Origin of the sequence: Pseudomonas sp. UBA5706 (assembly GCF_002419965.1) — a bacterium.
Classification (GTDB): Bacteria; Pseudomonadota; Gammaproteobacteria; order Pseudomonadales; family Pseudomonadaceae; genus Aquipseudomonas.
Map to the genome: position 1 here is coordinate 271185 of NZ_DIHC01000043.1, position 25953 is coordinate 297137.

The 25953-nt window shown below is 59.9% G+C and carries 24 protein-coding genes; 15 read left to right on the forward strand and 9 right to left on the reverse strand.

Annotation, left to right across the window (positions count from 1 at the left end):
- The first annotated feature begins 150 nt into the window (after positions 1–150).
- Positions 151–384, forward strand: coding sequence for a DUF1127 domain-containing protein (locus B3I26_RS22015; RefSeq protein WP_296260957.1), 234 nt, complete (start codon positions 151–153; stop codon positions 382–384).
- Between the two features lie 177 nt (positions 385–561).
- Here the strand turns inward: B3I26_RS22015 and B3I26_RS22020 are convergent, their stop codons facing one another.
- Complete coding sequence (locus tag B3I26_RS22020) at positions 562–1851, reverse strand: NAD(P)/FAD-dependent oxidoreductase (protein WP_296260779.1); 1290 nt, start codon at positions 1849–1851, stop codon at positions 562–564.
- Between the two features lie 128 nt (positions 1852–1979).
- On the opposite strand from B3I26_RS22020, the gene B3I26_RS22025 reads away from it, so the two are divergent.
- Positions 1980–2333: a YkgJ family cysteine cluster protein gene (locus B3I26_RS22025; protein WP_296260781.1), complete on the forward strand. Its 354-nt coding sequence runs from the start codon at positions 1980–1982 to the stop codon at positions 2331–2333.
- 53 nt (positions 2334–2386) lie between these two features.
- Here B3I26_RS22025 and dadR read toward each other — a convergent pair whose 3' ends face one another.
- A complete protein-coding gene (dadR, locus tag B3I26_RS22030) occupies positions 2387–2875 on the reverse strand; it encodes a transcriptional regulator DadR (protein WP_296260783.1) in 489 nt (162 codons plus the stop codon).
- A 157-nt stretch (positions 2876–3032) separates the two neighbouring features.
- On the opposite strand from dadR, the gene dadA reads away from it, so the two are divergent.
- The 6 genes from dadA (at position 3033) to B3I26_RS22060 (ending at position 9177) form a co-directional block, all read left to right on the forward strand.
- A complete protein-coding gene (dadA, locus tag B3I26_RS22035; RefSeq protein WP_296260785.1) occupies positions 3033–4334 on the forward strand; it encodes a D-amino acid dehydrogenase in 1302 nt (433 codons plus the stop codon).
- Entirely contained in the window at positions 4306–4659 is a 354-nt protein-coding gene (locus tag B3I26_RS22040; protein ID WP_296260787.1) for a RidA family protein, read from the forward strand. The genes dadA and B3I26_RS22040 overlap by 29 nt, the downstream gene beginning before the upstream one ends.
- Before the next feature lie 148 nt (positions 4660–4807).
- On the forward strand, positions 4808–5881 hold the full coding sequence (gene alr, locus B3I26_RS22045; protein ID WP_296260789.1) for an alanine racemase: 1074 nt from the start codon (positions 4808–4810) through the stop codon (positions 5879–5881).
- A gap of 149 nt (positions 5882–6030) precedes the next feature.
- Positions 6031–6579 carry a cupin domain-containing protein gene (locus B3I26_RS22050; protein WP_296260792.1) on the forward strand — a complete coding sequence of 183 codons (549 nt, stop codon included), beginning with the start codon at positions 6031–6033 and terminating at the stop codon, positions 6577–6579.
- A gap of 92 nt (positions 6580–6671) precedes the next feature.
- Positions 6672–6980, forward strand: coding sequence for a DUF2845 domain-containing protein (locus tag B3I26_RS22055; protein WP_296260794.1), 309 nt, complete (start codon positions 6672–6674; stop codon positions 6978–6980).
- A gap of 271 nt (positions 6981–7251) precedes the next feature.
- The gene (locus B3I26_RS22060) at positions 7252–9177 is read left to right on the forward strand and encodes an acetyl-CoA hydrolase/transferase C-terminal domain-containing protein (protein WP_296260796.1); all 1926 of its coding nucleotides are present in this window, start codon (positions 7252–7254) and stop codon (positions 9175–9177) included.
- 115 nt (positions 9178–9292) lie between these two features.
- On the opposite strand, the gene B3I26_RS22065 is transcribed toward B3I26_RS22060, so the two are convergent.
- From B3I26_RS22065 to rep, 4 genes are all read right to left on the reverse strand, one after another.
- Positions 9293–10108, reverse strand: a complete 816-nt coding sequence (locus tag B3I26_RS22065; RefSeq protein WP_296260797.1) for a sulfite exporter TauE/SafE family protein — start codon at positions 10106–10108, stop codon at positions 9293–9295.
- A 39-nt stretch (positions 10109–10147) separates the two neighbouring features.
- Complete coding sequence (locus tag B3I26_RS22070) at positions 10148–11032, reverse strand: MBL fold metallo-hydrolase (RefSeq protein WP_296260798.1); 885 nt, start codon at positions 11030–11032, stop codon at positions 10148–10150.
- A gap of 175 nt (positions 11033–11207) precedes the next feature.
- Positions 11208–11777: a xanthine phosphoribosyltransferase gene (gene xpt, locus B3I26_RS22075; RefSeq protein WP_296260799.1), complete on the reverse strand. Its 570-nt coding sequence runs from the start codon at positions 11775–11777 to the stop codon at positions 11208–11210.
- Between the two features lie 42 nt (positions 11778–11819).
- Positions 11820–13829, reverse strand: a complete 2010-nt coding sequence (rep, locus tag B3I26_RS22080) for a DNA helicase Rep (RefSeq protein WP_296260800.1) — start codon at positions 13827–13829, stop codon at positions 11820–11822.
- A gap of 204 nt (positions 13830–14033) precedes the next feature.
- Between rep and B3I26_RS22085 the strand changes: the two genes are divergently transcribed.
- Positions 14034–15704 (forward strand): putative bifunctional diguanylate cyclase/phosphodiesterase, encoded by a 1671-nt coding sequence (locus tag B3I26_RS22085; protein ID WP_296260801.1) that lies wholly within the window; start codon positions 14034–14036, stop codon positions 15702–15704.
- A gap of 105 nt (positions 15705–15809) precedes the next feature.
- Here the strand turns inward: B3I26_RS22085 and B3I26_RS22090 are convergent, their stop codons facing one another.
- Positions 15810–17192 carry a NorM family multidrug efflux MATE transporter gene (locus B3I26_RS22090; protein ID WP_296260802.1) on the reverse strand — a complete coding sequence of 461 codons (1383 nt, stop codon included), beginning with the start codon at positions 17190–17192 and terminating at the stop codon, positions 15810–15812.
- Between the two features lie 166 nt (positions 17193–17358).
- Here B3I26_RS22090 and B3I26_RS22095 point away from each other — a divergent pair, with 166 nt between their 5' ends.
- Positions 17359–18279, forward strand: a complete 921-nt coding sequence (locus B3I26_RS22095) for a LysR substrate-binding domain-containing protein (protein WP_296260804.1) — start codon at positions 17359–17361, stop codon at positions 18277–18279.
- A gap of 320 nt (positions 18280–18599) precedes the next feature.
- Positions 18600–20576 (forward strand): methyl-accepting chemotaxis protein, encoded by a 1977-nt coding sequence (locus B3I26_RS22100; protein WP_296260806.1) that lies wholly within the window; start codon positions 18600–18602, stop codon positions 20574–20576.
- Between the two features lie 197 nt (positions 20577–20773).
- Here the strand turns inward: B3I26_RS22100 and B3I26_RS22105 are convergent, their stop codons facing one another.
- Together B3I26_RS22105 and B3I26_RS22110 are read right to left on the reverse strand one after the other, a co-directional pair.
- The gene (locus B3I26_RS22105) at positions 20774–22267 is read right to left on the reverse strand and encodes a YifB family Mg chelatase-like AAA ATPase (RefSeq protein WP_296260807.1); all 1494 of its coding nucleotides are present in this window, start codon (positions 22265–22267) and stop codon (positions 20774–20776) included.
- 170 nt (positions 22268–22437) lie between these two features.
- On the reverse strand, positions 22438–22701 hold the full coding sequence (locus B3I26_RS22110) for an accessory factor UbiK family protein (RefSeq protein ID WP_296260809.1): 264 nt from the start codon (positions 22699–22701) through the stop codon (positions 22438–22440).
- 419 nt (positions 22702–23120) lie between these two features.
- Here B3I26_RS22110 and glnK point away from each other — a divergent pair, with 419 nt between their 5' ends.
- The 4 genes from glnK to sutA all read left to right on the forward strand — a co-directional run bounded on the left by glnK (position 23121) and on the right by sutA (position 25934).
- Positions 23121–23459: a P-II family nitrogen regulator gene (gene glnK, locus B3I26_RS22115; protein WP_002555808.1), complete on the forward strand. Its 339-nt coding sequence runs from the start codon at positions 23121–23123 to the stop codon at positions 23457–23459.
- 32 nt (positions 23460–23491) lie between these two features.
- Positions 23492–24829: an ammonium transporter gene (locus B3I26_RS22120; RefSeq protein ID WP_296260811.1), complete on the forward strand. Its 1338-nt coding sequence runs from the start codon at positions 23492–23494 to the stop codon at positions 24827–24829.
- Positions 24830–25079: 250 nt separating this feature from the next.
- Positions 25080–25511, forward strand: coding sequence for a secondary thiamine-phosphate synthase enzyme YjbQ (locus B3I26_RS22125; protein ID WP_296260813.1), 432 nt, complete (start codon positions 25080–25082; stop codon positions 25509–25511).
- A gap of 93 nt (positions 25512–25604) precedes the next feature.
- Positions 25605–25934: a transcriptional regulator SutA gene (sutA, locus tag B3I26_RS22130; RefSeq protein WP_296260814.1), complete on the forward strand. Its 330-nt coding sequence runs from the start codon at positions 25605–25607 to the stop codon at positions 25932–25934.
- The last annotated feature ends 19 nt before the right edge of the window (positions 25935–25953 follow it).

A 25953-nucleotide genomic window follows, 5' to 3' on the forward strand; every position in this document is an offset into this window, starting at 1 on the left:
AGTTGGCCAATACAGATGCAACGAAAATACAGCATTCAGCTCGCTCTACCACGTTTCTGTATGCAAAAAATTAGAATTCTTTGCATCTGTAATGGTTTTTCATACAGACGCATCATGGAATTACTTGAACCCATGATGAGGTATCTGCAAATGAGCGCCATAGACGATGTCCGGTTAACGCTGCATGCGCCGGATTTGGTTGAGGAGCAGAGTGCGACCGTCCGTTTGGACGGCTTTGAGGGGTTGAGCCTGTGGGCGTTGTTTCAGCATCGTCGGCGTACCCGGTTGGCGCTGTTAGGGCTAACAGATGATCAACTGCGCGACGTCGGCTTAAGTTACGAGCAGGCGCGCCGCGAAGGTCTCAAGCCGTTTTGGCGGGAGTGATGAAGGTTGAGAGGGCGTGCATGACGTGTAGGCGCCAGGCATGTCCCGCGATCTGCCGGGACCGATGGTGAACCCGCCTCGTGCGCTGTGTCATGCACAACCTGCTTGTCTGCCATGGCTGCCGCTAGCGACAGAACGCGGGACAAGCCACGCTCCTGCACGTGAAGGCAGGAAGGTTTACATCAGCTCTTTGAGCCGATGCCAAAGCATCCCCAACGCCAGCAGCGGTGAACGCAAATGCTTGCCGCCGGGGAATGTCATGTGCGGCACCTTGGCAAACAGCTCGAAACCGCCGCTGTGCTGACCACTAATGGCCTCACCCAGCAACTTGCCCGCCAGATGCGTGGCGTTGAGCCCGTGCCCTGAGTACGCTTGCGCATAAAACACATTGGGGTGAGCTTTCAGACGCCCGATCTGCGGCAAGCGATTGGCACCGATACCGATCATGCCGCCCCATTGAAAATCGATCTTCACGTCCTTCAACTGCGGAAACACCTTGAGCATTTTCGGCTGCATGTAGGCGCCAATGTCCTGCGGGTCGCGCCCTGAATAGTGGCAGGCGCCGCCAAACAACAGGCGTCTGTCCGCCGAAAGCCGAAAGTAATCCACAGCCACGCGCTGGTCACACATGGCGGTATTGCGCGGCAGTAACTGGCGGGCAAGCTCTTCACCGAGCGGCTCGGTGGCGACGACGTAGCTGCCCGCCGGCAGGATCTTGCCGCTCAGTGTCGGGTCGAGACCATTGAGGTAGGCGTTGCAGCCCAGCACCAGGGTATTGGCGCGAATCAGCCCCTGTGCGGTATGCACCTTGACCTGGGGGCCATATTCCAGGCGATTTACGGCGCAGCGTTCGAACAGCTGTACGCCCAGGTCTTGAGCCACACGTGCTTCACCTAAGGCCAGATTAAGCGGGTGCAGATGACCTGAGCCCATATCCAGCAGGCCGCCTGCATAGTTACCGGAGTCGATGACGTTGCGCATGTCCTCAGGCTGTATGAGCTGCAGCTCGTGGCGGTAGCCCAGGCCGCGCAGTTGCTCGGCATCTTCGGCAAACCCGTCGAACTCCTTGGGTTTGTTGGCCAGGTCGCAGTAACCCCAGGTAAGGTCGCAATCGATCCGGTATTTCTCCACGCGCTGGCGGACAATTTCAACGGCCTCCAGGCCCATCAGCTTGAATTGACGCACGCCCTCATCACCCACGACATCGCGAAAGCGCTCAACGTGGTGGCCGACACCCCGGATCAACTGGCCGCCATTGCGCCCGCTGGCGCCCCAACCGATCTTGTGCGCTTCAAGCAGCGCCACGCTCAGGCCGCGTTCGGCCAACTCGATGGCCGTGTTGAGCCCCGAATACCCACCGCCGATCACACACACATCAACCGTGCGCTCGCCAGTGAGCGCAGGGTAGTCCGGTTGAGCATGGCTACTGGCCGCGTAGTAGGAAGCGGCGTGGCGGGAGGCAATCATGGGGTTGATCTCACGGAAGCGGTTTGAAAATTTTACGGAGGGTAGCGGCGAGCAGAAGCAGGGGCAAGAAATGACGAGTGAGCATGGGTGATGCACAATTACCGCCCCTCACAGGAAAAACCTATGCGATGAGCGCCAATAGCCAGAAAATCCGCGACCTGCGACGCCAGATCCCTTCCTTCGCTTGCGTACCGGGCTGCCACGATTGCTGTGGACCAGTGACGACGTCCTCCGAAGAAATGGCGCGCCTGCCACGTAAGACGGCAGCGCAACAGGACGCAGCGCTCAATGAGCTCAATTGCGTGCACCTGGGACCTGACGGATGCACGGTGTACGAGGAGCGCCCGCTGATCTGCCGTCTGTTCGGCACCACCGCGACCCTGCCGTGCCCCAACGGCCGCCGTCCTGAAACGCTGATCCATCCGCGCGTCGAGAAGCAGGTGCATGAGTTCATCGCGTCGACGCGGCAGGTGTTGGTGTAGAGGGGTTTATATGCGCCGGGCTTGCCCCGGGGCACAGCCCATGATGAGCGCGGTCACTCCGGAATCGGCAGATTCAGACTCTCCTTCACCTCTTCCATCACGATGTAGCTTTTGGATTCGCGCACGTGGGGCAGCTTGAGCAGGATGTCGCCCAGCAGCTTGCGGTACGACGCCATCTCGGAAATACGCGCCTTCACCAGATAATCGAAGTCTCCCGACACCAGATGACACTCCAGCACATGGGGCAATTTGAGGACTGCGCGGCGGAATTCCTCGAAGGTGTCACCTGACTTGTAATCCAGGCTGATTTCAACGAACACCAGCAGGCTAGCCTTGAGGTTCTGAGGGTTGAGACGCGCGTGGTAGCCCATGATGATGCCTTCGCGTTCAAGGCGGCGGACCCGCTCCGTGCAGGGCGTAGTAGACAGGCCCACGCGCTCTCCCAACTCCGTGAACGAGATTCTGCCGTCGCTTTGCAGGATGCGCAGGATATTGCGATCGATCTTGTCCAGCTCACGTTTCGACTGGTGTTGGGTACGCATTAAAACCCCTCTCTCTGCGAAAGTATTGGTTGCCGAGAATTAGCGCCGAATATAGGCGTTTATATAGTGAAAAGCACTGCTCCTCGCTTTTTATACTGCGCACATCCTTGCTTAAAACTTTGAAACGTCAGCGGATATCCGCGATGAGGGAATCAACATGCGCGTCCTGGTCCTTGGAAGTGGCGTAATCGGTGTCACCAGTGCTTACTACCTGGCCCGTGCAGGCTTCGAGGTAACGGTCGTAGACCGTCAGCCTGCCGCTGCCCTGGAAACCAGTTTTGCCAACGCCGGCCAAGTTTCGCCGGGCTATGCATCGCCATGGGCCGCGCCGGGCGTACCGCTCAAAGCCATCAAATGGCTGCTGCAGCGCCACGCGCCATTGGCAATAAAGGCAACTGCCGACATCGGTCAGTACTTGTGGATGGCGCAAATGCTGCGCAACTGCACGCAAAGCCGTTACGCGGTCAACAAGGAGCGCATGGTGCGTCTGTCCGAGTACAGCCGCGATTGCCTCGACGAGCTGCGCACCGAAACGGGGATCGCCTATGAAGGTCGCAGCCTGGGCACCACTCAGCTGTTCCGCACTCAGGAGCAGCTGGATAATGCCGCCAAGGACATCGCCGTGCTTGAACAGGCGGGCGTGCCCTATGAAGTGCTCGACCGCGCAGGCATCGCTCGGGTTGAGCCTGCGTTGGCCAGCGTCAGCAATATCCTCAGCGGTGCCCTGCGTCTGCCAAACGACCAGACCGGCGATTGCCAGCTGTTCACCACGCGTCTGGCGCAGATGTGCGTGAAGCTAGGCGTTGAATTCCGGTTCGGCCAGGCCGTCGAGTCGATTGATTTCGCCGGGGACCGAATCAATGGCGTGCGTGTCAACGGCAAGCTGCAAACCGCTGATCGTTATGTTCTCGCGCTGGGCAGCTACTCGCCGCAGTTGCTCAAGCCGTTGGGCATCAAGGCGCCGGTTTATCCGCTCAAGGGTTACTCGCTGACCGTGCCAATCACCAACCCCGACATGGCTCCGACCTCGACCATTCTCGACGAGACCTACAAGGTGGCGATCACTCGTTTCGACAACCGTATTCGCGTGGGTGGCATGGCCGAGATTGCCGGTTTCGACCTGTCGCTCAACCCGCGTCGACGGGAAACGCTGGAGATGATCGTCAACGATCTCTATCCTCAGGGCGGCGATCTGAGCGAGGCGAGTTTTTGGACCGGTCTGCGTCCGACCACGCCCGACGGCACACCCATCGTCGGTGCCACGCCTTATCGCAATCTGTTCCTTAATACCGGCCACGGCACGCTCGGCTGGACCATGGCCTGTGGTTCCGGTCGCCTGCTGGCCGATCTGATTGCCCGCAAGACGCCTCAGATCAGCGCCGAAGGCCTCGATATTTCCCGCTATGCAAGCTCCAAGGAGATCGCCAAACATGTCAGTACAGCGCCAGCTCACCAATGAGCGCATGAGTCAGATTGTTGCCCACAACGGCACCGTTTATCTCGCCGGACAAGTGGGCGACGACATGACAGCGGGTATCGAACAGCAAACCCGCGAGGTCCTGAGCAATATCGAGCGGCTGCTGGACCTGGCGGGCACCGACAAGAGCCGCATTCTGTCGGTGACGATCTATTTGAAGGACATCGACGCACATTTTGCCGCAATGAACAGCGTGTGGGACAAGTGGCTGCCCAAAGGCGTCGCACCGGCGCGCGCCACGGTCGAAGCCAAGCTTTGCGAGCCGGAAATTCTGATTGAGCTGTCGGTGATCGCGGCGCTTTCGTAATTCGTTGTCTTTTTTGCCATCCCTGGGGGAGCGAGCGTATTCGCGAAAGCGTGCTGACAGATGACAAAAAGTTGTCCGACTCAGCACGCTGCACGAGCCCAGCCGCTCCCACTGCTCTTTTATCCCTTTGCGTCAGAATCCACTCACCATGCGTCCAGCCCGCGCCCTTATTGATCTTTCAGCCCTGCGCCACAACTACCAACTGGCCCGTGAAACCAGCGGCGCGAGGGCACTTGCCGTGATCAAGGCCGATGCCTATGGGCATGGTGCCGTGCGCGTCGCCCAAGCGCTGGACACCGAGGCCGACGGGTTTGCCGTTGCCTGCATCGAAGAAGCGCTGGAGTTACGGCAGGCCGGTATTAGCGCACCGGTTTTGCTGCTGGAAGGTTTTTTCGAAGCTGACGAGCTGGCGCTGATCGTCGAGCATGACCTCTGGTGTGTGGTGCATTCGCACTGGCAACTTGAGGCCATCGAGAAATCCCATGTGGGCAAGCCGCTGAATATCTGGCTGAAAATGGATTCGGGCATGCACCGCGTCGGCATTCATCCCAGCGAATATCAGGCGACCTACCAGCGCCTGCTGGCCACCGGCAAAACGGCCAAGGTTGTGCTGATGACTCACTTTGCCCGTGCCGATGAGCTGGGCAGTGTTCGCACCGACGAGCAGGTGGCGATTTTCCAGTCGGCCCGCGAAGATCTCCCGGTAGAAGTCAGTCTGCGTAACTCTCCGGGGGTAATGGGGTGGCCGAACGTACCGAGCGATTGGGTTCGGCCGGGCATCATGCTCTACGGCACCACGCCTTTCGATCAGCCGCAATCGGTGGCTGACCGACTGCAACCGGTCATGACCCTGGAGTCAAAGGTCATCTGCGTGCGTGAATTGCCAGCGGGGGAGCCGGTGGGGTATGGCGGCGCCTTCGTCACTGACCGCCGCATGCGGATCGGCGTCGTCGCCATGGGCTATGCCGATGGCTATCCGCGCCAGGCACCGACCGGCACGCCCGTGATGATCGATGGCCAGCGCAGCCAGTTGCTCGGCCGCGTCTCGATGGACATGCTGTGCGTTGACCTGAGCACCGTGCCGGGCGCAGGTCTGGGCAGCCGCGTCGAATTGTGGGGCAAAAACGTATTGGCCAGCGACGTTGCTGCCAGCGCCGGAACCATTCCTTACCAGATATTCTGCAACCTCAAACGTGTGCCAAGGCTCTATTGCGCAGGCTGACGATTGCTCGTCCTGAATTACCTCGCGGCCGTTGGTGGCCGCGAGTTCCTTGGCTAATCGGCCAACGGTTCCAAGTGTTGTAAATACTGAACACTGTTGCCATCATGGCGACCACTTGACCGTGCTTGATTACCCGGAGGACCCCCGCATTGGACGTCGGTGAACGACTGCAATCCATTCGCAAACTCAAAGGTCTGTCGCAACGTGAACTCGCCAAAAGAGCGGGCGTGACCAACAGCACCATTTCCATGATCGAAAAGAACAGCGTCAGCCCCTCGATCAGCTCCCTGCGCAAGGTGCTGAGCGGAATTCCGATGTCCATGGTGGAATTCTTTTCTGAAGAGATCGAGCCAGAAAACCCGACCCAGGTGGTCTACAAGGCCAGCGAACTGATCGATATTTCGGACGGCGCTGTCACCATGAAGCTGGTTGGCAAATCCCATTCGGGGCGGGCTATAGCCTTTCTCACCGAGGTCTACCCGCCAGGCGCTGACACCGGTGAAGAAATGCTCGTTCACGAAGGCGAAGAAACCGGCATTCTGGTCGAAGGGCGCCTTGAATTGGTGGTCGGCCTCGATACCTACGTGCTCGAAGCAGGCGACAGCTACTATTTCGAAAGCACGCGACCCCATCGCTTTCGCAACCCCTTCGACGTCCCGGCACGGCTGATCAGCGCGGCCACGCCCGCGAATTTTTGATCGCTGCGGCGGCCCTGATCGCCGGGACGACGAATTGAAGGTCGCGATCAATGAAATGTCGGACTGACAGGAGCAGCGGGGCGAAAAGGTACATGTTCAAGAAAACACTGCTGATAGGGATATGGGCGCTTGCTGCCGTGATGTTCGCTGGTACGGCAGACGCCACGATGCGTTGCGGGACGTCATTGATCAGCCTGGGTGACACCATCAGCGTGGTCCGTGAGAAATGCGGCGCGCCCGATAGCAGTGTTGAACAGAATCCGGTGTCTAGAAACAACGGCGTCCCCCGTTTCAACGCAGTGAAAGTCACGTTGTGGGTATATGGCCCGCGCAATGGCGCTTATCAGCATCTGAAGTTCATCGAGGACAAGTTGGTAGCGATCGATACCCGCAGAAATTGAGCTTCGACTGAACACGGTCTTGATTCAGGCGCTAGGCGCTTGGCTTACCAGCGATCTGGCGTGCAGCGGCATTGAAAGACCGGATGCTTAGTGGTGTCAGACACCCTGCATAGCCTGCATTTGCTGCCGGTTCCCGGCAGACCGCGAGCAAGCTGTGCGCCTGCTCCTTCCAGGCAGCATCAGACGCAAACCGAGTTGCCTTGGCGTATTGCAGCAATTTCCTCTCATCCCCGGTCCAAGCTCAATCGAATAACAAACCAGGAGAGGCCGGATGCCGCATTCCTGCTCGATCGAGCAAGCTGTCGATCACGTGCTGGCCGAGCTGCCGGCGCACATCCGCATGGGGATGCCTTTGGGGCTGGGCAAGCCCAACCGGTTCGCCAATGCACTTTATGCCCGCATCAAATCCCTGCCTGACCGGCAGCTAACCATCTATACCGCGCTGTGCCTTGGGCGTCCAAAGGCGGGCGACGGTTTGCAGGGGCGTTTTCTCGAGCCCTTTCTTGAGCGCGTGTTTGGTGACTATCTGGAACTGGATTTCCTCGCCGATCTTCATAAAAGCAACCTGCCGCCCAACGTGCAGGTCGAGCAGTTCTTTATGCAGCCTGGCAGTCTTCTGGGCAGTGCCCAGGCGCAGCAGGATTACGTCAGCAGCAACTACAGCCATGTCGCGCGGGACATCAACGGCAGTGGCGTAAACCTGGTAGCGCAGTTGGTGGCTCACAATCCGCAACGTCCACAGTGCCTGAGCCTGAGCTGTAACCCGGACATCACCCTCGATCTGCTGCCAATGCTGCAAAAGCGTCGCGCGGCGGGCGAGCACATATTGATGCTCGGACACGTTCATGCCGATTTGCCTTACATGTCTGGCAATGCCGAGGTGAGCGCGGACACCTTCGACCTGTTGATCGAGTACGAAGAGCGCAGCACCCTGTTCTCTACGCCAAATATGCCGGTGGGCTGTCAGGATCACTTCATCGGCCTATACGCCAGCACGTTGGTGCGCGACGGCGGCACGTTACAGATCGGTATCGGCTCCATGGGCGATGCGTTGACGGCAGCGTTGCTGGCGCGGCAAGCGGACAACGAGACCTATCGCGCGTGCCTGGCCGAACTGGATGGGATTTCTACCTGGAAGCCGTTGATCGAAGCCGAGGGTGGAGTGATGCCTTTTGGGGCCGGTCTCTACGGTTGTAGCGAAATGCTGGTCAATGGCCTGTTGGTGTTACTCGACGCAGGCATTATTCGGCGTGGGGTATATGCGGATGCGGCGTTACAGCGGCTCGCTAACGCAGGTGCGCTGGACGAGACGATTCATGGAAATGGCGTGCTGATCCACGGCGGTTTTTTCCTGGGGCCACGCAGTTTCTATGAGCGTTTGCGCGAGTTTTCCTGCGCTCAAATCGAGCAGATCGACATGACGGCCATCAGCTACATCAACGAGCTGTATGGCGATGAAACCTTGAAGCGCCTGCAGCGGCGCGATGCGCGCTTCATCAACAGCGCCTTTACTGTAACGCTGCTGGGCGCGGCAGTGTCCGATCAACTGGAGGACGGGCGCGTGGTCAGCGGGGTGGGAGGGCAATACAACTTTGTCGCCCAGGCGCATGCCTTGGAAGGCGCGCGTTCGATCCTGATCCTGCGAAGTTGGCGCGAGTCGGGTGGCGAGGTCAGTTCCAATATCGTCTGGGAATATGGCCACACAACCATCCCCCGGCACCTGCGCGATATCGTTATCACCGAATACGGCATTGCTGATTTGCGTGGCAAAACGGATGCCGCAGTGATCGAAGCCTTGCTCAACATCACTGACTCACGGTTTCAACCGAGCCTGATCGAACAAGCGCAAAAAGCGGGCAAGCTGGGCAAGGGCTTCCGCCTTGATCCGTTGTTCACCCGAAACACTCCGCAGCGGCTGAATGAGATTCGCGATCAGTTCCCGTCGCTGTTCGTCGAATACCCGCTGGGCAGCGATTTCAGCGCCGAGGAGCGCGATTTACTGCGGGCGCTGAACTGGCTCAAGAGCAAGTTCAAGCTCACGGAGATCATCGAGTTGGGCAAGGCGACCCTGGAGGCACCAGAGCCGGGTGCGTATACAGAGCATTTACGACGCATGGGGCTGCAAGAGCCGCAGGGGCTGCGGGAGGAACTGTATCAGCGGCTGGTATTGGCGGGATTGCAGGCCACTCAAACCTGAAGGACCTTCATCGAGTCGGGTGATCTTCTGCATTCGTCCGGCTTGCGACGGCGGGCAGGACGCAACCACCGCCGGTAAACCGCGTTGCTACAGGGTTAACTGCTTTCTGGTTGTGTCAGCCAAGTGACTTAATGATCAACAACGCCGCTGCGAAGAATCCGGTCATGGCAAACAGCTGCTGCAATCTGGGCCCTGCCAGGAATCGTGACACCTGCCGCCCTGCCATCAGCCCCGCCACTGCACCCGCTGTGAAAGGAAGGCCCACCGCCCAGTGCATCACCCCACTGAGGCTGGCCGTGGCCACGCTGCCAGTGGACACCAGCGCGATCACCGCCAGAGAAGTCGCGACGATGCTTTTCAGGTTCAGGTCGGTATAACGTGTCAGCGCCGGAACGATCACGAATCCGCCACCGACCCCGAGCAGGCCGGACAGCAAGCCCGACATCATGCCGGTGACGGCCAGGAAACGGGCGCAGGGCAGGGTCCAGCGCAGGCGGCCTTCCAGTGGATTGAGCACGCACGGCAGGAACCCGGCGCGCTCGAGCGGCTTGCCATGCCGTAACTCAATTGCTGCCTTGCGATAGATTCGGCCGCAGACATACACCATTACCAGCGCAAACCCCAGTGCCAACGGCGTGTCGGGCACCTGATGAGCGAGCCACAGACCCAGCGGCGCGAAGCAGATGCCGATTGCAGCAATGAACAGCGCTGCACGATAGCGCACGATGCCCTGACGCAACCCCAGCAGTGCGCCCACTGCCGATGCCAGCCCAACCGCCAGCAGCCCTACAGGCGCTGCTTCGATCATCGTCAGTCCCAGGCCGAATACCAGCAACGGCACGGCGAGAATCCCACCGCCTGCGCCGGTCAGCGCCAATACCGCTCCAATGATCGTACCGAGGCCGGCTCCGATCAGTTCGTGTTCATTCATCGTTTGTTGCGTCCACCCTCGGTGCCGGTCATCAATGAGTCAAAGTGCGTTGATCGGGATTTTGAGATAGCGCACGCCATTGTCTTCCGGCTCCGGCATATGGCCGCCGCGCATGTTGATCTGCACCGAGGGCAGGATCAGCACCGGCATGTCCAGGGTTGCATCTCGCTTTTCGCGCATCTGGACGAAGGCTTCTTCATCGATGCCCTCGCGGATGTGGATGTTGCTCGCGCGCTGCTCGGCGACCGTGGTCATGTACATCAATTCACGGCCGTTGGGCAGGTAGTCATGGCACATGAACAGACGGGTCTGCGGCGCCAGGCTGAGGATCTTGCTGATCGAGCGATATAACATGCGCGCGTCAGCGCCGGGGAAGTCGCAGCGGGCGGTACCGTAGTCAGGCATGAACAGGGTGTCACCGACAAAGGCCACAGTCTGGCCATCGGCTTCGATCAGGTAGGTCATGCAGGCCGGGGTGTGGCCAGGAGTGTGCATCGCCCTGGCCTGCAGCGAACCGATCCTGAAATGCGCGTCGTCTTCCAGCAACTGATCGAACTGGCTGCCATCCCGGGCGAAGTCTCCGTGGGCATTGAACAATGCGCCAAAGACTTTCTGCACCCGGGTGATGTGACTGCCAATGGCCACTTTGCCCCCCAGCTGTTCCCTGAGATACGCGGCAGCCGACAGGTGATCGGCGTGAACGTGAGTTTCCAGAATCCACTCCACCGAGACACCCGATTCACGAACCCTGGCGATCAACTTGTCCGCAGAACCGGTGCCGGTGCGCCCGGATTTCGGGTCGTAGTCCAGCACACTGTCAATCAGCGCCGCCTTGAGGGTCGAGCGGTCCACCACCAGGTAGCTGATGGTCGAGGTCTGCGGATCAAAGAACGCTTCTACGCTCAGTGATTTGCCAATGTCCATGAGATATCTCCTGAGTTGCTCAACCGTTCGCAGCGACCTGCCAGCCTGCCTGGAAAGGCCCGGTGCGGCTGACTTGGGCCCGACCACCGTGCCTGCGGCAGCGGCACGGCTTGCTGCGCTGACTCACTTGAGATCGCTGCCCTCCGGCGGGGCGCTGCAGCAGGTGGGTCGATGTTTAGACGAACGTCACCACGCCACCGTTCAACGATTTCACTCGCGCCAGGGACTCTACACGATAGCCTTGCCCATCGAGCTCCGCACGGCCGCCCTGAAACGACTTCTCGATCACGATGCCCAGTCCAGCCACACTGGCGCCGGCCTGCTTGATGATCGAGATCAGCGCTTGGGACGCCTTACCGTTGGCCAGGAAGTCATCGATGATCAACACGCGGTCGCTGTCGCTCAGATGGCGCGTGGAAATCGCGATGGTGCTCTGGGTCTGCTTGGTGAACGAGTAAACGCTCGCCGAGAACAGGTTTTCCGTAAGGGTCAGCGACTGATGCTTGCGCGCGAAAATCACTGGCACGCCGAGTTTAAGGCCGGTCATCACCGCCGGCGCGATGCCGGAGGCTTCAATGGTGACGATCTTGGTGATGCCTGAGTCGGCAAACAACGTGGCGAATTCGTCACCAATCTGCTGCATCAGGACCGGATCGATCTGATGGTTGAGAAACGCGTCGACCTTCAATACCTGGTCGGAAAGTACGATGCCTTCCTCGCGAATTTTCTTGTGCAGTGCTTCCACGTTGCTGTTCCTCAGGGCGCATAAGGCGCGAAATGTAGGGTTTTATCTTTTCAGCATGGCGCGAATATCCGCCAATGCCGTATTGCCGCGAACGGCTTTCACTTCGGTAGGTGTGTCGTCGTTGCCTTCCCAGGCCAGATCGTCCGGGGGCAATTCATCGAGGAAACGACTTGGCAGGCAGTCGATGATTTCGCCGTACTGCTTGCGCTTGGCGGCGAAGGTGAAGGCCAGGGTCTGGCGCGCGCGGGTGATGCCCACGTAGGCCAGTCGGCGTTCTTCCTCGATGGTATCGGCCTCGATACTGGAGCGATGAGGGAGGATCTCTTCTTCCATGCCCATGATGAACACGTAGGGAAACTCCAGACCCTTGGAGGCGTGCAGGGTCATCATCTGCACGCCCTCAGCGCCGTCTTCTTCTTCCTGTTGGCGCTCAAGCATGTCGCGCAGGACCAATTTGCCAATGGCCTCTTCGATGGTCATGCCGCCTTCTTCGTCCTTCTCCAGCGTGTTCTTCAACGCCTCGATCAAAAACCACACGTTGCCCATGCGGTAATCGGCGGCCTTGTCGCTGGAGCTGTTCTGGCGAATCCAGTTTTCGTAGTCGATGTCCATGACCATGCTGCGCAGGGCGGCGATCGGCTCTTGGGTCGCGCACTGCTGGCGCACCCCGTCCATCCAGTGCTTGAAGCGCTTGAGGCGGTCGGTAAAACGGCTGTCCAGATGCTCGCCCAGTCCGATTTCATCGGTGGCTGCATACATAGAAACCTTGCGCTCGGTGGCGTAATTGCCGAGTTTCTCCAGCGTGGTCGAGCCGATCTCCCGACGCGGGACGTTGATCACGCGCAGGAAGGCGTTGTCGTCGTCCGGGTTCACCAGCAAGCGGAAGTAGGCCATCAGGTCTTTGACTTCCTGACGACCGAAAAAGCTGTTGCCGCCGGACAGACGATAGGGGATCTGGTGGTGCTGCAGTTTGAGCTCGATCAGCTTTGCCTGATAGTTGCCGCGGTAGAGGATCGCGAAATCGCTGTAGGGCCGGTCGGTGCGCAAGTGCAGACTGAGAATCTCGACCGCCACGCGTTCGGCTTCGGCGTCTTCGTTCTTGCAGCGGATCACGCGGATTTCATCGCCATGACCCATCTCGCTCCACAGCTGCTTCTCGAATGCGTGGGGGTTGTTGGCGATCAGCACGTTGGCACAGCGCAGGATGCGGCTGGTGGAGCGGTAGTTTTGTTCCAGCATCACGACCTTGAGTGACGGGTAATCATCCTTCAACAGCATCAGGTTTTCCGGCCGTGCGCCGCGCCAGGCGTAGATCGACTGGTCGTCGTCGCCCACTACCGTGAACTGGCAACGGGTGCCGATGAGCATCTTTACCAGCAGATATTGGCTGGCATTGGTGTCCTGGTATTCGTCCACCAACAGGTAGCGCACCTTGTGCTGCCACTTTTCCAGGATGTCGGCGTGTTCTTCGAACAGCTTTACCGGCAGCAGGATCAGGTCGTCGAAGTCCACGGCGTTGTAGGCCTTCAGCGTGCGCTGATAGTGGGTGTAGACAATGGCAGCCGTCTGCTCCTTGGGATTGCGCGAGTCGGCCAGCGCTTGGGCAGGGAGAATCAGGTCGTTTTTCCAGGCGCCGATCATGTTTTTGATCTCGTCTACGCCATCGTCGCCCGAGTATTCCTTCTGCATGATGTCGGTCATCAGGGCCTTGACGTCGGTCTCGTCGAAGATCGAGAAACCAGGCTTGTAGCCCAGGCGGGCGTGCTCCTTGCGGATGATGTTCAGGCCCAGGTTGTGGAACGTCGAAACCGTCAGGCCGCGTCCTTCGCCGCTGCGCAGCAGGGTGCCGACCCGCTCTTTCATCTCCCGCGCCGCCTTGTTGGTAAAGGTCATCGCAACGATGTACTGCGCACGAATGCCGCAATTCTGAATGAGGTGGGCAATCTTGCGCGTAATCACGCTGGTCTTGCCGGAGCCTGCACCGGCGAGCACCAAAAGAGGGCCGCCGACGTAGTTCACGGCTTCTTGTTGCCGGGGATTGAGTCGGGACATGAGAAAAAGGGGGGTCGCTTGCAAAATGGGCGGGCATTTTAACAGGGTCCGAGGATTGTGCAGCGACCGTCCGACACTGTGATGCGTCACGCTATCTATATTTCGCCGTTTTGTTACATTTGCGCAGCGCGCGGCGGATTACCGTGTTTGGCGACCCGCCGTTTGAGTGGGTTCCAATGTCTTTAGTTTGTGTGGGGAGCTAGCTTGTCTACGCCTGTCGAACCCTTGCGGTTGCTGCTTCTGGCCGACACGCCTGAATGGCCAGCAATGATACGCGAGTGCCTGGCGCCCCTGGGGGAAGCCGTCATTCTCGACTGCGCGTCGAGCTGGGACGCTATTGGCGATCCCGCCGACCCTTCGCATTCTTTTATTCTTTTCACCACGCTCGCCTTGCAGCCTGCGGCCGGGCAGTGCAATTGGCCGACGGTGCTGCTGCTTGATGTCGAACCCGATACCGACCCGCTGGGCGTCAGCGACTGGCTCGCGCGTGACGCGCTGTCGACCCAGGGCCTTCGTCGCTGTCTGCGGCATGTTCGCGAACGCGGCCTGTTGGAAACCACTCTGCAGCGCCTGGCCGAACAGGACCCGTTGACCGGCATCGCCAATCGACAAGGCTTCCAGACGCTACTTGCAGCACGCCTGGCAGAGTTCGATGGACGCGGGCTGGCATTGGGGCATCTGGATCTGGACAGCTTCCGCCGCGCCAATGATGCCCTTGGGCACCAGGCCGGGGACAGGCTGATTCTGCAGGTGGTGGCCCGATTGAAAAGCCGGCTCGAAGCCTGCGATCAAGTGGCGCGTCTGGGGAGCGACGAATTTGCCCTGCTGATCGATACCCGACGGGCACCGGAACGCGCCGAGTGGATGGCCGAGCGCATCACCGAGGCGTTGTCCGAGCCGTACTGGGTCGATGGCGAAAGCCTGCTGATCGGCTGCAGCCTGGGTATTGCCCACGCGCGCATCGACGCGGGCGCCGACCCGCTGATGTGGCACGCGCACATTGCCATGCAGCAGGCAAAGGGTACTCAAGGCTGTACCTTTCACGTCTTCAACGAGCGAATTAACCGCAACGCCCGTAGCTTGGCCGATCTGGAAAGCGAGCTGCGCCGGGCCTTGCGGCGCGACGAGCTGGAGCTGCATTACCAGCCGCGCCTATGCCTGAACACCGGCCACATCCTGGGGCTTGAGGCACTGGTGCGCTGGCGCCATGCCGAGCGAGGTTTGCTGCCGCCGAGCGAGTTCGTGCCGCTGGCCGAGCAAAGTGGGTTGATCGTGCCGCTGGGTTACTGGGTCATCTCCCGCGCCCTGCGAGACATGCAGACCCTGCGCGAGAAGGGCCAGCCGCCGCTGCACATGGCGATTAACCTGTCATTCCGTCAATTCCAGGACAACCAGCTGTTGCCCACCCTTAGTCGCTTGATCACCGACCGCGGTGTGGACGCGCAGTGGCTGGAGTTCGAACTTACCGAAACTGCCGTCATGCGCCGTAGCGATCTGGTCAAGCAGACCATGGACGCGCTGGGGCGACTGGGTGTGCGGTTTTCGCTGGATGATTTCGGCACCGGTTTTTCGTCGTTCGTGCACCTGAACAGCCTGCCGATCACGTTGCTCAAGATCGACAAGAGTTTCGTCGGCGAGATGGAGCAGCGCGAAGAAAATCGCAAGCTGGTGCACGCCATGATCAACCTGGCGCACAACCTCAGCCTGGAAGTGGTGGCCGAGGGCGTCGAAACGCCGGAGCAGTTGGGGTTGCTGCGCAGTTTCGGTTGCGATCAGGTGCAGGGTTACCTGATCAGCCACCCGCTGGCGTTGCCGGAGCTATTGGATTACCTGACGTTCGATCAGGATAAAGGGCGGATTCTGCAAGGGTTGTGATTCCAGAGACTTCAGGCGACATTGGCCCTGCAGCCGACGATTTGCGATCGCGAAGACGTCACCGCCAGCAAGCCGACGGCTACAGAGGGCCGCGCCGCGCATCCATCAGCCCATCATCACCACACCCGTGGCCTCTTTGCGCAACAGCTGGCCGCTCTTGCGTTCAAACGCGTAGGTCAGGGCGACCGCCGAGCACAGCAGGCCGATTGCCAGACCCCACCAGACACCGACCGCGCCTTGGTCCGCAATAAAGCCCAGGCCCCAGGCCAGCGGCGCGCCGACCACCCAGTAGCTCACCAGCCCGATGAGGAACGTCGTCTTGGCATCCCTGAATCCCCGGATTGCGCCCATCGCGATGGTCTGCGTGCCGTCGAGGAACTCGAACCACGCCGCAATCGCCAACAGTTTCACCGCCAGCGCGACCACGCCCTGATATTGCGGGTCATCGACATTCACGAACAGGCCGATCACCAGCTCGGGCGCGACCCAGAACAGAATGCCGAACGTCAGCATCAGCAACCCGCCAAACGCGATCCCCATGCGTCCGGCTGTGCGCGCCAGCAGCAGGTTACCGCCGCCGTAATGCAGACCGATGCGCATGGTGACCGCATAGGAAATCCCCACGGGAATCATGAATGCCATCGACACCGATTGCAGTGCGATCTGGTGGGCGGCCATCTGCGTGCTGCCCATCGCCCCCATGCAGAATGCGGCGAAGGTGAACAAACCGACCTCGACCGCATAGGTTCCGCCAATCGGCAGGCCCAGTCGCCACAGCTCTTTGAGGCAGCTGCCGGACAGATTCATCAGGCCTTTGTGGATCGGATACGCTGCGTAGGCCTTGTGGTAGCGGATGTACAGCGCCAACGCCAGCGCCATGCCATTGGTGACGATTGCGGTGACCAAACCGATTCCCATCAGCCCCCAGTGTGGTAGACCGAACAGCCCATGAATGAAGGCGTAATTGAGCCCGAAGTTCAGCGCCACTCCCACCAGACTGATGACCATTACCGGTGTGGCACGCCCCAGTGCACTGGTGAAGCCCCGTAGCGCCATGAAGCTCAGCAGCCCGGGCAGGGCCAGTGGCAGGGTGAGCAGGAACTGGCTGGCCATGTGCACGTTGGCTTCGTCCTGGCCGAAATTGAGCAGGATCGGCTCCAGATTCCATAGAATCAGCGCCGCAATCAGCGCCATGCCCCATGCCAGCCAGAGCCCGGCCTGAGTCAGGCGGGTTGCGCCTGCATGGTCATTGGCGCCTTTGCGAATGGCCACAAGTGTGCCGACCGCAGCCATCACCCCTACGCAGAAAAAAGAAACGAAGTTATAACTGGCGGCGCCCAGCCCCCCGCCAGCGAGGGACTGCGGGCCAAGCTTGCCCATCATCACCGTGTCGGTAAAGACCATCAACATGTGTGCCATCTGCGATGCGATCAGTGGCCCCGCCAGGCGCAGGATGATCCACAGTTCTTTGAAGGCGTGCTGTTGCATGGTCTTGGTGCTCGGAAAGGTGAGGCATTGGTAAGCGGCTCATTGTCGTGAATTGGCGCCTAATGCACAAAGGGATAAATACGATCGTTAACATGACTAAAACTCATCCTGCGTATATTCCGGTACAGTGCCCGCTCTCGCTGTCAGGCAAAGAGGAAAGCGCCAGATGCCTCGTAGTCTCCCTCCTTTGTATGCGCTGCGTGCATTTGAAGCCGCTGCCAGGCATACCTCGTTCACCCGGGCCGCCGAAGAACTTTCGATCACCCAGAGCGCCGTCAGCCGCCACATCCACACGCTTGAAGCGCACTTCGCCTGCCGACTGTTTCGTCGCAACGGGCGCAATGTGCAGCTCACAGAGGCAGCGCGGGAGTTGTTGCCCGGCGTGCGCGAGGGATTTTCAGCGCTGGAGCGAGCCTGCAGTGCCTTGATGGCTGAAGAAGGCATCTTGCGCATGAAGGCTCCGTCGACCCTGACCATGCGCTGGTTGTTGGCGCGACTTAGCCGGTTTCGTCATCTGCAGGTCGGCAACGAGGTACAACTGACCAGTGCCTGGATGGACATCGACAACGTCGACTTCACGCAAGAGCCTTTCGATTGCGCCGTTTTGCTCAGCCGTGGGCATTTCCCGCCGGACTGGGAGGCGACATACCTGTTTCCCGAACTGTTGATTCCGGTGGGTTCTCCCGGCCTGCTCGACGACGCGCCGTGGGATGTCGAAAGGCTGGGCAATGCTGAACTGCTGCACCCCACACCCGATCGCAGAGACTGGCGCAGCTGGCTGGAGCGCATGGGCTTATCGGACCAGATTTCGCTCAAAGGCGGGCAGGTGTTCGACACGCTGGAACTGGGGATGATCGCAGCAGCGCGAGGTTACGGGGTATCCATGGGGGACCTGCTGATGGTGGCCGAGGATGTGAGCCAGGGTCGCCTCAGCTTGCCGTGGCGCACCGCAGTGGTCAGCGGGGAGAACTATTACCTGGTGTGGCCCAAGACCCGGCCTGGCGGCGAGCGTTTGCGCAGGCTCAGTGATTTTTTGCAGAGCGAAGTGCGGGCGATGGAGTTGCCGGATGTGACGATTTTGAAGTGACCTGCGGACCTCTCCTGATACCTGAAGCGGGAGCAAGAGTACCCAACCCGGCTCCCGCGACAGCATGGCTTGCCGGTGCTGGCGTCAATGAGATCGCTACCGCCGACCGGCCTGATGCTACAGGACAACTGCAAGGCGCCGAATGATGCAAAGCTCACCCTCCTAAGACCGCGCATAGGACTCAAGTATTTATTAGGCCAGCCGATCTGTAACTGCGGAACCGATTTTCCTGTATCGGATCATCAACGCCCTCTATTAAATATCAGCCCGAATGCTTCGTCTGAGATTAGGATGATCCGGTCGTTCGGCAAGGAGATTTCATGCCTCAGCCCCGTGCCCGTATTGCCTCGCAGCTTGGCGTCGCGCTGGCCGTCATCCTCGCCGTCGTCATCAGCGGCAGTACCCTGTTTGCCCTGCGTTCGCTGGACTCGGCAAACCTGGCCATCCGTGAGGAACACATGGGCAGTGAGGCGCGATTGCTGGCTGACCAGTTAAATACCTTCCATACCACCCTGCGCGACAACACCCAGAGGCTGAGCGGGCTGTTCGAGAATCGCTTCAGCCATGGCCTGACATTGCAGCCCGATCAGCCAATTGCCGTGGCAGGCATGCAGACCCCTGCGTTGCTGCTCAACGGTAAGCTCCTGAATAACGACTTCGTCGAGGTCGACGATTTCAAAAACATGACCGCGGGCGTGGCGACGGTCTTTGTCCGCAGTGGCGAGGACTTCATCCGCGTCAGTACCTCCCTGAGCAAGCAGGACGGCTCCCGCGCCATTGGCACCGTGCTTGACCACAAGCACCCGGCCTACGAAAAACTGCTGGCAGGGCAGGGCTATGTCGGTCGTGCGCTGCTGTTCGATCGCCTGTACATGACGCAGTATTCCCCGGTGCACGACAGCAGCGGCAAGGTCATCGCCGTGCTGTTCGTGGGCTTCGACTACACCGACGCGCAAAAGGCGCAGTTCGACAACCTCAAGAGCTTTCGCATCGGCTCGACAGGCTCACTGGCCTTGCTCGACGAGCAGAATAAATGGCTGGTGCCGCCAGCGGGTGTGAAGGATCTGGAACACGCGAGCAAGACCCTGGCCGAATTCGTGAAGACCCCAGGCAAGGGCGGCTTCTGGCAGGATGCAGGGGATGAGTTCTACACCGTTGCCGAACCTTTTGCCGGCGGCCCGTGGTCGATCCTGGCGACCATGCCCAAGGATGAAATCAGCGCGGTGACCTGGAGCGTCGGCACGCAACTGGCGATTGGCAGCCTGTTGGCGATGCTGATTGCCGTGGGCTCGGCAATCTGGCTATTGCGCAGCAAGTTGCAGCCCCTGTCGGATTTGGTGAACCAGGCCCAAGCCCTTGGCGCGGGTGATCTTAGCGTGCGTTTGAATATTGCGAGCCACGACGAAATCGGTCAGTTAGCCTCCAGCTTCAACAAGATGGGCGAAGCGCTGGAAACGATGGTGTCGCACATCCGCAGCGCCGCTCAGGAGGTCAGTACGCGGGCCCAGGCATTGTCAGGCTTGTCGGGAGGCGCGTACGAAGGCATGGAGCAACAATCCGGTGAAATCACCAGCATGGCTGGCGCGGTCGAAGAGTTCAGCGCCACAGCCCTGACCATTGCCGACAACATGGGCAATACCGAGCGCCTGGCTCAAGGGAATGCGCAGCAAACGCGCATCGGACGCGCCTCGATGGAAGAAGCCTCGGCATCCCTGGAGCAGATTGCCGGTTCTCTGGGCAGCACCGCAGCGGTGATCGACACCTTGGGTCAGCGATCGCAGGAAATCGGCGGCATCGTCAGCGTCATTACCTCCATCGCTGAACAAACCAACCTGCTGGCGCTCAACGCTGCGATCGAAGCGGCACGGGCAGGCGAACAAGGCCGTGGATTTGCCGTGGTCGCCGACGAGGTCCGCAATCTGGCGTCGCGCACGCGTCAGGCGACGGACGAGATTTCCGGCATGATCGCCAGTATTCAGCAGGAAACCGGTAACGCCATCAGTACCATGGAACAAGGCAACACGCTGATGCAGGAAGGTCTGACGCGCAACGCCAAGGTCGCAGCGGCCCTGGCGCAGATCGACGAGCAAAGCCGCTCGGCCGGCGAGCAATTCGCGTCCATCACCACCGCCACCCAAGAGCAAAGCAACACCGCCACCTTGCTCAGCGCCAACCTGCAAAGCATTGCACTTGCGAACAGCGAACAGCGTGAAGTGGTGTCGAACCTGGCGGTCACGGCGCAGGAGTTGAATGCAGTCGCTGCGGATCTGCGCAAGGAAGTGGATCGGTTTCGGTGAGATTGGCGCGACCGTAGGCGTGAACGCGGATTTCTTTTGATTCTGGCGAAGGCGTAGGAGCGTCGCTTGCCCGTGATCTGGCGCGCAGCGGCAGCAAAACCAGATACCTCGGTGTATCAGGTGCACTGCATGCACAGCGTCAGATCGCGAGCAAGCTGCTCCTGCGGCCTGCGGCCAGAATCAAAAGCTTGAAACGCTCACCCCGACGATGGCCGGTACTGCAACGCCTCGGCAATATGGCTTCTGGATATCGCCTCCACCCGCTCCAGATCCGCCAGTGTGCGCGCCACTTTCAGCAATCGATGAGCGGCCCGCAGGGACAGGCTCAAGCGTTCGCACGCGGTTTCCAGCCAGGCCTCATCTTCGGGCGTTAATACGCAGTGCTGTCGCAGGGCGGGGAGGTCAAGAAAGGCGTTGGCGCAGCCTTGGCGTTTTTGCTGACGCTCGCGTGCCTCCGATACCAGAAGTGCTGCGCTGGCGCTGTTCTCGCCGGTTTGCGGCGTCGCGGCCAAGGACGTGGCCTCCCGAGCGACGGTCAGGTGCAGGTCGATGCGGTCCAGCAGCGGGCCGGACAGTTTGTTGCGATAGCGCTGGATCTGATCGGTGGAGCAACGGCAACGCCCGGTCGGTTCGCCGTGATAGCCGCAAGGGCAGGGGTTCATCGCTGCGACCAGTTGAAAGCGCGCCGGGAAACGCACGCGATCCCGTGCCCGCGAGATCACGATATGGCCTGATTCCAGTGGCTCTCTCAAGACCTCTAGCACCCGCCGATCGAACTCTGGCAGCTCATCCAGAAACAGCACGCCGTGATGAGCCAGCGTAATTTCCCCAGGTTGCGGACGACTGCCACCGCCGACCAACGCCGGCCCGGATGCCGAGTGATGGGGCTGGCGAAACGGGCGCTGCGGCCAGTTGGTCAGCGGCGCGTGGCTTGCGACCGATTGAATCGCCGCGACCTCCAGCGCTTCACGCTCATCCAGCGGTGGCAACAGGCCTGGCAGTCGACTGGCGAGCAAGGTTTTGCCGGTACCTGGAGGGCCGCTGAATAAGAGGTTATGTGCGCCCGCCGCGGCGACCAGCAAAGCACGTTTGGCCGCCGCTTGGCCCTGAACTTCGCTGAGGTCAGGGTAGGGCTGGGTTTGCAGAATCAGGCCATTGGATTTGTACGGTGCAATCGTGGTGTGGCCGTTGAGGTGAGACACCAGCTCTAGCAAATGACTGACCGCGATCACCTTGAGCCCCGACGCCAGGCAGGCTTCTTCAGCGTTTACTGCCGGGACAATCAAGGTATGCCCCGCTTCGCGCGCCGCCAATGCAGCAGGCAATACACCCTGCACCGGCCGAATCGCCCCGGACAGCGCCAGTTCGCCCAAACATTCCACCCCGTCGAGCGCCTGCGTCGGGACCTGTGCGCTTGCCGCCAGCAGCCCAAGCGCAATCGCCAGGTCGAATCGCCCGCCGTCCTTGGGTAAATCGGCAGGTGCTAGATTCAACGTGATGCGTCGCGCCGGAAACTCCAGCCGACAATTCAAAATCGCACTGCGCACCCGATCCTTGCTTTCCTTGACCGCCCCTTCAGGCAGACCCACCAGCGTCAGAGCGGGCAAGCCGTTGGCGAGGTGGGTTTCGACGGTGACGGCAGGCGCTTCGACGCCGACTTGGGCGCGGCTCAGGACAATGGCGAGGGACATGATCTTTCCTTGATGAGGCACCGCGTCCTGCGGCGTGATCAAGGATAGTCAGCGAAGACGTGGAGAGGGGCCCCGCAAGTTCTACGGCGTGTTTCCAGCAAGCCCGTCTAGGCACAGTGGGCCACTTCGCGAGCGGGCGTGTCCCGTGCGGTGCGATGCAGGTGAGCCCCTTATTCTTTAACTTGCCCCGCCAATTGCGCTTCCATCTGCGCCATCTTCGCTTCCAGTGCCTCAAGGCGGGCACGGGTGCGGGCGAGGACGATCATCTGGCTGTCGAATTCTTCCCGGCTGACCAGATCCAGTTTGCTAAAGCCACTTTGCAATAGTGTCTTGAACTGGGTTTCGAATTCATTGCGGGGCAGCGGGGTCTCGCCGTTGAGCAATCGTGAGGCGTGGCCGCTCAGGGCATCTAGAAAAGCTTTGGGCGCGAGCATGATCATCTTCCGGAATCAGATGCGCCGCAGTGTAGCACGCAGCCTGTACGGTCTTTTCGCCGGGCGAGCACTGCACGATTTTCGCGCATGACGGCGTGCGCGCACGCACTGTTGTTGTGCGGGTGGATTCCAGGATGATGAGCTAAGCCCGTAATAGCCCACGCCGTGCGCCGTAATTGCCGGGATTTCATGAAATGGCAAGCTTTCTGCTTAGTGGCATATGACCCATGCACTGATGCAGTCGCTGTGACGAATGCAGTGCGGCAGGCGGAGCGGGGAAGGTTTTCGTCAGAAGCGGTTTTCTGGGGCGGGTCTGGTCTGTTTCGGGCCATCGACGCGTTACAAAGCCAGACGCTGCGCTTAGACTTGAGACGGGTTTGTTTTCCTGGGGCAAGTCCACCAATTCGGGAGAAAGTTTCATGAAGCTAGTCACTGCCATCATCAAGCCGTTCAAGCTGGACGACGTACGCGAGTCGTTGTCGGAAATCGGCGTGCAGGGCATTACGGTTACTGAAGTCAAAGGCTTCGGACGTCAGAAAGGCCACACCGAGCTGTATCGCGGTGCGGAATATGTAGTCGACTTCCTTCCCAAGGTGAAGATCGACGTTGCGATCGACGACAAGGATCTGGACCGCGTTATCGAAGCGATAACCAAAGCGGCCAACACCGGCAAGATCGGTGACGGAAAGATCTTCGTGGTCAATCTGGAACAGGCTATTCGCATTCGTACCGGCGAAACCGATACCGACGCCATCTAAGCCGCCAACCCAACGCCCCAGGAGAAAACAATATGACTCTGCGTCAATTCGCAGGGCTAGGAGCCCTGTTGTCCCTCGTAACCCCTGGCTTGGCCATGGCGGCAGACGAAGTGGCAGCCCCCGTCCTCAACTCAGGTGACACCGCCTGGATGCTGACCTCGACCGCTCTGGTGCTATTCATGACCATCCCGGGGCTGGCATTGTTTTACGGCGGCATGGTCCGTTCGAAAAACATTCTGTCGGTCATGATGCAGTGCTTCGCCATTACCGGGCTGATCAGCATTTTGTGGTTCGTTTATGGCTACAGCATGGCGTTCGATACCACCGGGATGGAAGTTAACGTGGTCAACTTCAACTCCTTCGTCGGCGGTCTTTCGAAGGCGTTCCTGGCAGGCATCACCCCGGCGAGTATCACCGGTCCTGCAGCGCTTTTTCCTGAGGCTGTGTTCGTCACCTTCCAGATGACGTTTGCCATCATCACCCCGGCGCTGATCGTCGGTGCCTTCGCGGAACGTATGAAGTTCTCCGCCATGCTGATCTTCATGGCGGTCTGGTTCACCCTGATCTATGCGCCGATCGCGCACATGGTCTGGAGCGGTCCGGGTTCGCTGCTCGGCGATTGGGGCGTCCTCGACTTCGCTGGCGGCACCGTCGTGCACATCAACGCCGGTGTGGCTGGCCTGGTAGCGTGCCTGGTATTGGGCAAACGCAAAGGCTACCCGACCACCCCGATGGCCCCGCATAATCTGGGCTACACCCTGGTTGGCGCGGCGATGCTGTGGGTCGGCTGGTTCGGTTTCAACGCAGGTTCCGCAGCCGCCGCCAACGGTACTGCCGGGATGGCAATGCTGGTCACTCAGATCGCAACTGCTGCTGCGGCACTGGGCTGGATGTTCGCCGAATGGCTGACTCACGGTAAGCCAAGCGCACTGGGTATCGCCTCGGGCGTGGTTGCCGGTCTGGTGGCCATCACCCCGACGGCCGGTACTGTGGGCCCGATGGGCAGCCTGATCATCGGTCTGGCCGCTGGGGTGGTTTGCTTCTTCTGTGCTACCAGCCTCAAGCGCAAGCTAGGCTATGATGACTCGCTGGATGCCTTCGGCGTTCACGGTATCGGCGGTATCCTTGGCGCGATCCTGACCGGCGTTTTCGCAGCCCCTTCGCTGGGCGGTTTCGGCACGGTCACCGACATCGCTGCCCAAGTCTGGATTCAGTGCAAAGGCGTAGGCTTCACGATCATCTACACCGCGGTCGTGACCTTCATCATCCTCAAGGTGCTGGATGCTGTCATGGGTCTGCGTGTCACTGAGGAAGAGGAGGCCGTGGGCTTGGATCTTGCGCAACACAACGAGCGTGGCTACAACCTGTAATCACGATCGCGAAAAAAATGCCCGGTCTTCCGGGCATTTTTTTGTCTGGAGTTTGTCGATAGCCAAGGCAGCAACCAGATCACGGACACGCTGAGCGTCAACCTTGCGTTGTATGGGTTTCGCAGCAGTCCTGACCCGGATTGCGACGGCTTGGCGCTAGTGGTTTCAGGCTTACAGAAAACGTCACTCATTACGCGCTTTGCTTTTTTTTTTTGCGCGTTAGAATGCGCGCCGAAGGGCGGAGAACTGTATGTGGCAGCAGGCCAGAATCACCTTGCGGTCAAGGCCTCGCGGATTTCATCTGGTAACCGATGAGATTGTCGCAGGCGTCCCCGGACTGCGTGATTGTCGAGTCGGGCTGTTGCATTTGTGGCTGCAGCATACCTCGGCCTCGTTGACCATCAACGAGAATGCCGACCCGGCAGTGCGTCGTGACTTCGAGCGTTTCTTCAACCGCCTTATCCCGCAGGGAAGTGACGGTTATGAACATAACGACGAGGGGCCGGACGACCTGCCAGCGCACTTCAAAGCAAGCTTGCTGGGTTGTCAGTTGCTTTTACCGGTCACCGACGGACGGCTGGCGATGGGAACCTGGCAAGGTGTTTATTTAGGAGAGCATCGTGATGCAGGCGGTGCGCGTAAAGTCCTCGCTACCCTTCAGGGAGAGGGGCACGACCGCTGATTGTCAGCGGTAGTTGAATTTCTTCCGGTTGTCTTAGAAATTAAGCGCAGCTGGGCTATAACTAATCTGCTTTCGCAAGTCATGAGGTAGAACATGAGCGACGATGATAACGACGATCTGGTTGAAGACGGTCTCGAAGACGAGGATGACGGTGGGGAGCTTGCGGCTACTGCCGAAGATGATGGCGCCGACATAGAAGACAGCGCCGAGGCTGCGACGACTCCTGCGAAGGGCAAAGCCAAGGCCGCGGTCTCGGTTGATGAGCTTCCCAGTGTAGAAGCCAAGAATAAAGAACGCGATGCTTTAGCCCGCGCGATGGAAGAGTTCCTCGCCCGTGGCGGCAAAGTGCAGGAAGTGGAGGCCAATGTGGTCGCCGATCCGCCGAAGAAACCTGACAACAAGTACGGTAGCCGCCCTATCTAAGGGTGTCTGATGCCTGCTG